This is a genomic window from Bacteroidia bacterium, assembly GCA_016218155.1.
Lineage (GTDB): Bacteria > Bacteroidota > Bacteroidia > Bacteroidales > GWA2-32-17 > GWA2-32-17.
Genome location: JACREQ010000021.1, coordinates 1 through 9,915 on the forward strand (window position 1 = coordinate 1; position 9,915 = coordinate 9,915).

At 31.1% G+C, this 9,915-nt stretch carries 10 protein-coding genes; all 10 read left to right on the forward strand.

Going from position 1 to position 9,915, the window contains the following annotated elements; genetic code table 11:
• Nucleotides 1-157, forward strand: a 157-nt coding sequence (locus HY951_02825) for a hypothetical protein (GenBank protein MBI5538964.1), incomplete at its 5' end; no start/stop codon positions are given.
• Between the two features lie 811 nt (nucleotides 158-968).
• On the forward strand, nucleotides 969-4,043 hold the full coding sequence (locus HY951_02830; GenBank protein ID MBI5538965.1) for a cyclic peptide export ABC transporter: 3,075 nt from the start codon (nucleotides 969-971) through the stop codon (nucleotides 4,041-4,043).
• Between the two features lie 44 nt (nucleotides 4,044-4,087).
• Nucleotides 4,088-4,792 carry a Type 1 glutamine amidotransferase-like domain-containing protein gene (locus HY951_02835; protein MBI5538966.1) on the forward strand — a complete coding sequence of 235 codons (705 nt, stop codon included), beginning with the start codon at nucleotides 4,088-4,090 and terminating at the stop codon, nucleotides 4,790-4,792.
• Nucleotides 4,793-4,831: 39 nt separating this feature from the next.
• Nucleotides 4,832-5,641 (forward strand): metallophosphoesterase, encoded by an 810-nt coding sequence (locus HY951_02840; protein ID MBI5538967.1) that lies wholly within the window; start codon nucleotides 4,832-4,834, stop codon nucleotides 5,639-5,641.
• Nucleotides 5,642-5,808: 167 nt separating this feature from the next.
• Nucleotides 5,809-7,782, forward strand: a complete 1,974-nt coding sequence (gene htpG, locus HY951_02845) for a molecular chaperone HtpG (GenBank protein MBI5538968.1) — start codon at nucleotides 5,809-5,811, stop codon at nucleotides 7,780-7,782.
• 90 nt (nucleotides 7,783-7,872) lie between these two features.
• Nucleotides 7,873-8,154 carry a hypothetical protein gene (locus HY951_02850; GenBank protein MBI5538969.1) on the forward strand — a complete coding sequence of 94 codons (282 nt, stop codon included), beginning with the start codon at nucleotides 7,873-7,875 and terminating at the stop codon, nucleotides 8,152-8,154.
• 23 nt (nucleotides 8,155-8,177) lie between these two features.
• Nucleotides 8,178-8,540 (forward strand): MbtH domain protein, encoded by a 363-nt coding sequence (locus HY951_02855; protein ID MBI5538970.1) that lies wholly within the window; start codon nucleotides 8,178-8,180, stop codon nucleotides 8,538-8,540.
• 29 nt (nucleotides 8,541-8,569) lie between these two features.
• Complete coding sequence (locus tag HY951_02860) at nucleotides 8,570-9,016, forward strand: hypothetical protein (protein ID MBI5538971.1); 447 nt, start codon at nucleotides 8,570-8,572, stop codon at nucleotides 9,014-9,016.
• Nucleotides 9,017-9,092: 76 nt separating this feature from the next.
• A complete protein-coding gene (locus HY951_02865) occupies nucleotides 9,093-9,764 on the forward strand; it encodes a metal-dependent hydrolase (protein MBI5538972.1) in 672 nt (223 codons plus the stop codon).
• 13 nt (nucleotides 9,765-9,777) lie between these two features.
• On the forward strand, nucleotides 9,778-9,915 hold a 138-nt coding region (locus tag HY951_02870), incomplete at its 3' end, for a thioesterase (protein MBI5538973.1).

The window sequence follows — 9,915 nt, forward strand, 5'->3', positions numbered from 1 at the left end:
AGGATTAAGATATTTTGCCTTTGTTGTTCCTGATGATATTTTTGGGAAACTAAGTATGGAAGGTGCCAATAAAAACGCATCGAATGCATTTGGTGTTGAAATACAGTATTTTAACAATTTAGATAATGCAAAAAACTGGTTAATTTCTAAAAACTAGTTTCCCCTAGAACATACACCTTGGGTTTTAAGAAAAACTTCTCGGAATTCTTCATTCAAGGGAGGTTTCTTATAAACCCTCGTTTTAATTTTTAAACTATGCCTTGAAATTATTTTGTTCAATTATTGGACAAAATAGTTACAAGGCATTATTTATATGAATAGATAGAAATCTTTCAAGGTGGAAAAAATCCCATTTTACTTTGTTTATATCTCATGAAGGATCGTTGGCTAGTTTTCAACAGATTGTTTTCTAGAAATATGTTAGAGCAGATTAACATTAAAAATCTCATAGAATCTAATATCAAAATAGCACATTGATATATGAATAATTATTTTTTCGAGCAATTATTATTAATTCGCCTTAAATATAAGTATCGTTTTGGAATGATGTTAAAAAAAAATATCTTTGAAAGCAAAAATACAGCAAAATAGAATAATGTGATTTTCTGTAGCGGAGCTATTTAATCAATTGTAATTTCTTAAATGGTTAGCGGTATTTTTGATAAATGCATTATTAGTTTATTATTCAATTCTTTTATTCAGATTTCTTCCTTTACTATATTCTTCTAATAGATATTTAATAGTACTTTCTTGTTAAGGCAGGTGCATATTTATTATTTATATTTCAAATATTGAAATAGTGCATATTATGCATTTTATATGCCAAGTTATTTGATTAAGTTCAATTTGAAGAGAAAAAGAAGCATTTCCTTTTTTATTTTCCTAAAGAACTACCAGTGAATTACTTATGCTTTTAATACATTCGATTTTATTCTGGTTAAAAATAAATTGATATCAAAATAAATTATATGAAAGCAAAATTTTTCCTATTTGGGCTAACGATTATAATCTATACTCAAATATCATCTATTACATTATTCGCTCAATCTGATACTGCTCAAAATCCTTATGGAGTTGTGTGGAGTGAAATTAAGACTGCATTTAATAAAGCAGATATCCCTGGATTGTCGGCCATTATTGTAGATGAAAATAAAACATACATTCAAAATTTTGGATATGCAGATATTGAAAATAAAGTTCCTATTACCTCCAAAACTCTATTTGAGTTAGGTTCAACATCTAAAGCTTTTACTGCATTGGCGATTCTCCATTTGAAAGAAGAAGGTTTGCTGGGGTTAGATGATTATGTATCTAAATACATACCTTGGTTTAAAACGTATTTCAATGGAAAAGAAGTTAAAATAACAATAAATCAACTTTTACATCATACGTCAGGAATTCCTATGGAGTCAATTTCTCAGATTCCCCAAGGTGAAGGCTCTAAGATGCTCGAAAAAACAGTGAATTTGATAAACAATTATCAATTAAAAAACAGCCCTGGTGCAGATTATGAATACGCTACAGTTAACTATGATATTCTTGGATTAATTATCGAAAGGATTAGTAACCTATCATTCGAAGAATACTTACAAAAATATATATTTCAACCTTTGGATTTAAAATACACTTCTGTTGGAAAACCTGTCAATAATGATTTCTCTAAAGGATATAAAATTAGTTTCTTTTCTACCTTAAAATATGATGCTCCAAGGTTTGATGGTAATAATCCAGCTGGTTATATTATATCAAATGGTGAGGATATGGCTAAATGGTTAAAGTATCAACTTTCTCTGGATACAAATTGTTATGAAGGAATAATAAAGAGATCACACTTACCCGATTTTACGGTTAAACCTATTGGTTCCTCTTCATACGCTTCTGGTTGGTATGTAAATCCCTATGGAGAACTAAAAATATATCATAGTGGTTTGAATCCGAATTTTTCATCCTTTATCGGATTTATTCCTGATAAAAAAGTGGGGATAATTCTATTAGCAAATTCCAATAGTGAGTATACCAATTATTTAGGAGGAATAATTTTGAAGATTTTTAATGGTGAGAAAATATCAGAAAATTCAGAACCTGAAAATAGTATTGATAAGATGTGTTCTTTGATTTCTATTATTCTTAGCGTTTTAATAATTGGAATACTTATCCTATTAGCATGGATTATTAAAGGGATAGTTTTAGGAGAAAGGAAAATTAAGGCATTAAACATAAGAGAAGTATTGATACTTGCAGGAGGGTTTCTTTTAACAATTCCTTTTATTTATGGCATTTATTTATTGCCTAAGGCAATGATGAATTTTTCTTGGCAGCTTGTTACTGTATGGGCTCCAAATAGTTTCCTGATTGGATGTATCTTATTTGTTAGTATAGTAATTGGAGTTTGGTTCCTGAGCGCACTATCAATGTTAATTCCTACAAAAAATAAATATTATAGGTCATTACCAATGATTGTGATTCTCAGCATAATGTCTGGCTTAGCAAATATGTGTATAATTTTAATTTTATTGAACGCTATTGGAAATGAAACCAAAATAGTTTTCCTATTATACTATTTTACTTTGGCATTAGTTTTTTATATTTCAAGTAGGAAAATTGTACAAACTAAACTTATAAATATTTCATTATCTATTGTTTATGAACTACGCATGAGGCTAATGAATAAAATTTTCAGATCTTCTTTCCAAAAATTCGAAAAAATAGATAATGGACGAATATATGCTACATTAACTCAAGATACAGCAACGATTTCTAACTCAGTCAATATCGTAATTAGTTTATTATCAAATGCAATAACTATAATTGGTGTTTTTATTTATCTCGGAACCATCTCCTTAACGGCAATGTTCTCAATTCTTTCTGTGATACTCTGTGTTGCAGCTTTATATTACATAATTAGTAAGAGGACCAATATTCTATTTGAGCAAGCAAGAGATACAGCAAATGTTTTTTCTGGGTTAATAAATGGATTATTGTCCGGTTTTAAAGAATTAAGTTTATCCGGAATGAAGAAAAAAGAGTATACTGATGAAGTTGGAGTCTGTTGTTCTGAATTAAGAGACAAATCTAGTTTTGCATTAATAAAATTCGTGAATGCATTTTTGGTTGGCGAAACACTTCTAATTATGGTTTTATGTACTGTTAGTTTTGTTATCCCTTTTGTATTTCCTGAGATACCAAGTTATAAACTATATGGTATTATTATGATTATATTATATTTAATTGGTCCTATAAATGGAATATTAAACTCAATACCTAATATCATCCAAATTAAAGTAGCATGGAATAGAATAAAAGGTTTTATTGAAGAGATTAAGCCTGATTTAGAACTGACAGATATTTTAATGAATAGAAGCAAAAGTATAAAAGTTAATACTCTATCGATTCAGAAATTGATGTTTGAGTATGAAAAAGGAAAAGAGGATAATAATTTTAAAGTTGGACCAATTGACCTAAATATTAATAGTGGTGAAATTTTATTCATTATTGGTGGCAATGGAAGCGGTAAATCAACATTGGCAAACCTCATAACAGGATTATATGTAGCAAATGAAGGATTTATTGAGATTAATGGAAGTAAAATTAATAATCGTGAGCTGGGAGAGCATTATTCAACGATATTTAGTAACAATCACATATTCAAAACACTTTATGGAATTGACACCGATAATAGAAAAGAGGAGTTGTCCGATTTGCTTAAACTATTGCGATTAGAGGAAAAAGTTAGTGTTGTTAATGGATCTTTTTCTACTATAGATCTCTCAAACGGTCAACGTAAAAGATTATCATTAATGAAGTGTTTTCTGGAAAACTCACAAATCTACCTATTTGATGAATGGGCTGCTGATCAGGATCCTGAGTTTAAGAGGATTTTTTATCGCAAATTATTACCAGAAATGAGGAAAAATGGGAAAATAGTAATTGCTATTACCCATGATGATAATTACTTTGATGTAGCCGATAGAATAATAAAGATGGACATGGGAAAAATGGTTGAGTATAAAGAAAAAGAATCTATTAGCGGAGCAATTGTATAAGACCGCGGAAATAGGTAGGTTCAAATTATAAATTACTTTTAGAGATGAGTAATTTGGAGAAAACAATAAAACCTATTTTTTTATTGGCTGATAGTCAATTACTGTTTTATTCGGATAAGGATGGATTGTTCTTAAATAGAATAAAAAAGCTTTTTAGTGGGAAAATAAAAGATATTGAAATAAAAGCAGCTTATATTGGAGCATCAAACAATGATAACCCGCAATACTATGAAATTTTTCAAATGGCATTTCAACAGATTGATATTCATAATTGTCGAATGATTAAATCAGATCCTGATACAGCGGATACAACATATTTGAAAAATTCAGATATCATTTTGTTAGCGGGTGGCGATGCAGAGAAAGGATGGGGCACAATACAACGAAATGGCTGGGATAGGATAATTACTGAACGATATACTAATGGTGCAATTCTGATAGGAATTTCGGCAGGGGCAATTCAATTAGGCATACAGGAATTCAAGAAGCATGGTGATACAAAAAAGAATAAAGATTTAAAATCATTGCAATTAGTTCCTTTTATAATTGATGTTCATTCTGATGATTTATGGCAAGGGTTAAAAGATCGCTTGCTTTCAGAAAAAGCTGGTACACAAGGGATTGGTATTCCCAAAGGTGCAGGATTGGCTTATTACTCCGATGAATCAATTAAAGCTATCAGATCTCAGTGTATAGAATTTCATAACATAAATAATCGAATTCAACAGTCATTTATTGAACCGTTATAAATTGTTTCCAACATATTATCAAAATATTTTAGCATAATAATGAGTATATACGCAATAAGTGATTTGCATTTAGCAAACAGCGTTAATTGTAAGGCATTAATAGAATTACCTCATTTTGATAAAGATTGGCTTATACTTGCGGGGGATATTGGAGAAACGGAAGAACATTTACGGTTTGCGTTATCAGTATTAACACCCAAGTTTAAAAAAATAGTATGGACTCCAGGAAATCATGACCTTTGGACTCATCGATTAAATAAAAATGCACTAAAAGGAGAAAATAAATATCAAAAATTAGTTTCGATTTGCCAAAAATATGGTGTGATTACTCCAGAAGATGAATATCCGACATATTCTGATAAAGAAATAACTTATATGGTAATCCCAATTCTGACTCTTTACGATTACAGCTTTAGACCAGACTTTGTTAAGGAGGGTAATGAGGTAGAATGGGCTTCTGAATCAGGAGTTATCTGCGCCGATGAAGAGTTACTAATACCTGAGCCGTATAGCTCAATTAAAGATTGGTGTCGAGCCAGATGCGCTTATACTGAACAACGGCTAGCATCTATTGACTATAAGATTCCTAAAATAGTGATTAGCCATTACCCTCTACTAAAAGAACTTGGTAGAATATATACATATCCAAGGTTTTCTATTTGGTGTGGGACTACTCTAACCGAGAAATGGCTTGACCTATTTAATATTAAAATAGTGGTATATGGGCATTTACATATGCGATCATCAAAAATCGTCAGAAGGGTAAAGCATGAAGAAGTATCCTTTGGTTATCCTAATCAATGGGATCATAGTAAAGAGTTACAGTACTATTTGAGAAAAATAGTGTAGACAAAGATTTTAAAGTATGGGAAGGAATTGAATTATAAAATGTTAAAATGACAATGCCAATGAGACATGACAAAATTACTTTGAATCAATATTTTGAAAAAGGCATAAATTTTGACATGTGGAGGTTAAAATGGTGTAAGAATTAATTAACAATTTATTTTAGTAATATGACTAAAAAAAATAATAAAAAAAAGGTTCTCGCATTTCAGGCAGAAACAAAAGAGTTACTCAGTTTAATGATTAACTCATTGTATACACATCGGGAGATTTTTTTGCGTGAACTTATTTCAAATGCATCAGACGCCTTGGATAAGGTTCATTTTCAATCTCTAACAGAACCCGAACTTCTTGGAAGCGATCATGAACTTAAAATTGTTATTGATGTCGATAAAAACAATAAAACATTGACAATTACTGACAATGGAATAGGTATGACAATTGATGAAGTGATTGAAAATATTGGTACAATAGCAAAATCTGGGACAAAGGCATTTGTTGAAAAACTTAAAGAAGAAAAAAATTTAGATTTGATAGGCAAATTTGGAGTTGGATTCTACTCTTCATTTATGGTAGCTGATAGGGTCGAAATTATTACTCGCTCAGCAAGATCTGAAAAAGGTGTTAGATGGGAGTCCGAAGGATTTGGTGAATATTCAATTGAAGAGATTGAAACCGAAAAAAGAGGAACACAAATTACACTATATCTAAAGGAAGGTGCTGTTGAAACTTCAAACCCAGAGGAAGATTTTTCTAATCAGTATACCATCTCGAATCTGGTAAAAAAATACTCGAATTATATTAGTTACCCGATTAATATGGATTTTTATCGCGAAGAAAAACCTCGCGATAAAGATGGGAAAGTAATAGAAGGTGCTAAGGATGAAATAGTAATTGACCATAAAATATTAAATTCTATTACTCCTATTTGGAAAAAGAACAAGAAGGATATTGCCATCGATGAATATTTTCAGTTTTACAAGCATCACTTTCACGATTGGAATGAATTTGCAGATGTAATTCATCTTAACCTTGAGGGAAAAGTAGAATTTACAGCACTACTATTTATTCCATCCAAAGCCCCTTCAAACCTATATGATAGGGAATACTCTAAAGGAATTCAGCTCTACTCAAAGAATGTTTTTGTAATGAATGACTGTAAGGATTTGCTGCCCGACCATCTAAGATTCGTTCGTGGTCTAGTAGATTCTCCTGATTTTTCGCTTAACATATCTAGAGAAATTCTTCAACACGATGCCCAACTCAAGATTATTGGAAAATCCCTTGAAAGTAAGGTAATTGAAGCATTAAAGAAACTGCTAAAGGAAAAAAGAGAGAAATACGAAGAGGTATGGCTTGAATTAGGGAAAGCAATCAAGGGTGGTATTTATATGGAGTATAAGAATAAGGAGAAACTTGAAGATTTACTTGTATTTCACTCTTCATTTAATGAATCGAAGATGACAACATTAAATGAGTATGTTGAACGTATGCCCGAGGGTCAAAAGGAGATATATTATGCTGCAGCAAAGGATATTGAAACAATTAAAAGAATGCCCCAACTAGAGGTATTCAAGGATAAGAAAGTAGAAGTACTTTATTTCGTTGATAAGATAGATGAATTTTTAACACAAAATCTGGATAAGTATAAAGATATTAAACTTCAATCGGTTACTAGAGAGGACTTTAAATTTGAGGAACTTACTAAGCAAAATCCGAGTGACGATGCTAAAGATAAGAATCCAGATAAAGAATATGAGAATGAAGCATATAAAGATATGCTAAATGCTATTAAAGAGCATCTCAAGGGTAAGGTTAAAGAAGTTAAGATTAGTAAAAGGTTAATTTCTAGTCCAGTATGTTTTGTAAATACAAACTCAGGGACAACGTTTAATATGGAACAGCTGCTTAAGGGTGTTAATCAGATTGCACCTAAAGCATCAAAAATTTTAGAAATTAACCCCCATCATCCAATTTTTCCTGTTATTGAAAAAGTATATAAAACTGAGAATTCCACTGAAGATTTAAAAAATATCAGCGAAATACTTTTTAACCAAGCATTGCTAATTGAAGGTTATGAGTTGGAAAACCCTGTTGAATTTTCAAATTCATTATGTAGCTTAATGTCAAAAGTTTATAGTTAGTTTACTGTAATTTTTTTTAATAAGAGGATACGATTTTATAATAATAAATCAAATAAATAATTGACTAATAACCCTAAAAGAATTAACACTATGGCACAAATTGGAAATGTTCCGGAAATTAAAGCTGTAAAGAAGCATTTAGATGAAATGAAAGAGAGAAATCTTATCTCTGCATGGGAGCTACCCTATGAAAATCTACTAACAAGACTTACCGCAGCTATATTTTTTCTAACCCCAACGGATGATTCAAAACTCGAAGAAATTTGGAAAGAATTGGAGGTTCATAAAATGCTGACTTATAGGCTAAATGAAGAAAAGAAACTTTCTCAGCTCGTTTGGAGAGTGGAATTTAACAAAGGATTTGAGCTATAAATATCAAAAATAAATATAGAAAGATGAAAAAAGAACTTAATGAATTGGTAGTAAGATTGACCAAAGAGCAAGAGGTTGAATGTGCTAGACCTGAAAAGACAGCGGAAGCATTAAAAGAATGTATTGATAGAGATTATGTACATGTAATGTTTAAAAAAACAGGAACTGAACTTGGAGTTCAATTAGACCGTAGATTTTGTAAATTTGAAAATGCGGATTTTCAGAATGCTAAAGGTACAGTTCATTTAGTTGGTGGATTAACCCTAAACTATGATAAGGTAAAGTGTACTGCCGATATCGACCTAAAAACCTGCGAAGGGATAGGATGGTTGGAACCTGTAAGTGACGAGGATTATACAATAATGATGTCTCAAAGCAATAAATAGAATTTATAATAACAAATAATTTTCTTGCTATGAATCCAATTTTTAATGAAAGAGTAGTTAAACAAGAAGTATATCACAAGGATTATAATTTGGATAAAAAGGATAATTTAGATGAACTACCAGAAGAACCAGCTGTTTTTGGAATCTTTGGTATTATCCATGATACTCCTATTCATCCAAGATATATAGGTTCTACTGATAATCTGAGAAAAGCTGTTTGTGATGTATTTGAAAATCCACAGGACGAAGGAATGAAAAAATTTATGCAAGGTTCATGGATTCAAATGTTATGTTATGAATTACTTCCAGGGCTAACTATCGAGGAACGCAAAGCTAAAGAAGATGCTTGGACAAATGAATATAAACCAGGAATCAATGATGATGGTGAATACCCAGAGTATAATTACGAATGGCCATATGATGACGATGGAAAAATGAAACCTGAGTATGCTAATCCCCCTCAAGCGCGGGTTTAATTAAATTCTAAATTAATATTTTTCTTTACTAGAGGTTAATTTACCTTTGGTACAGAAAATTTTTTATAAAAATGAAATGATAAAGGTAACATGGCTTGGGCATTCCGCTTTTCAAATAGAAACAAAGCGATACACTTTTCTTATAGATCCGTGGATAGATGGAAATCCTGTAAGTCCTTATAAGAGTTACACTGAAATTAAGAAAGCAGATTTTGTTCTGGTTACCCATGATCATTCTGATCATGGTTTAGATGATGCTATAAGGATTTGTAAAAATACTAATGCTATTTTTATTGGAGTATTTGAATTGGCAGAGTTTTCGGGTGAAAAAGGGTGTCGTTTCTTAGGAGGAAATATTGGGGGTGAGATTCAAAAAGATGATGTAAAGATATATTTCACCCAAGCAATTCATTCTTCGGGAATAGCTGCACCGTGCGGGTTTATTGTTAATACCCCCGAAGTTACATTCTACCATACAGGTGATACAGCCTTCTATAGTGATATGGAGTATTTATCGAAATTATATGAAATTGATATAATGATGGTACCAATATGCTCAAACTACATGATGGGTATAACTGAAGCTGTTTGGGCAACAGAAAAGGTTAAACCGAAGGTTGTTGTACCTTGCCATTTTAATACAATACCTTCACTAAACTCAAACCCAGAGCAGTTTAAAGAAAAGGTAAATCTTTTTTCTCAAGTTGAAATTTTAAAGTATGGCGAAGAAAAATTATTCGAATTTTAAATAGGAATATAATATGAAGTTATTTTGCTTCCCTTACGCGGGTGGATCGTCAGTAGTATTTAACAATTGGAAATCGTATTTAAGATATGATATTGAACTAAGAGCCATTGAGTTGGCTGGTAGGGGTAAACGGATTATGGATGCCCATTAC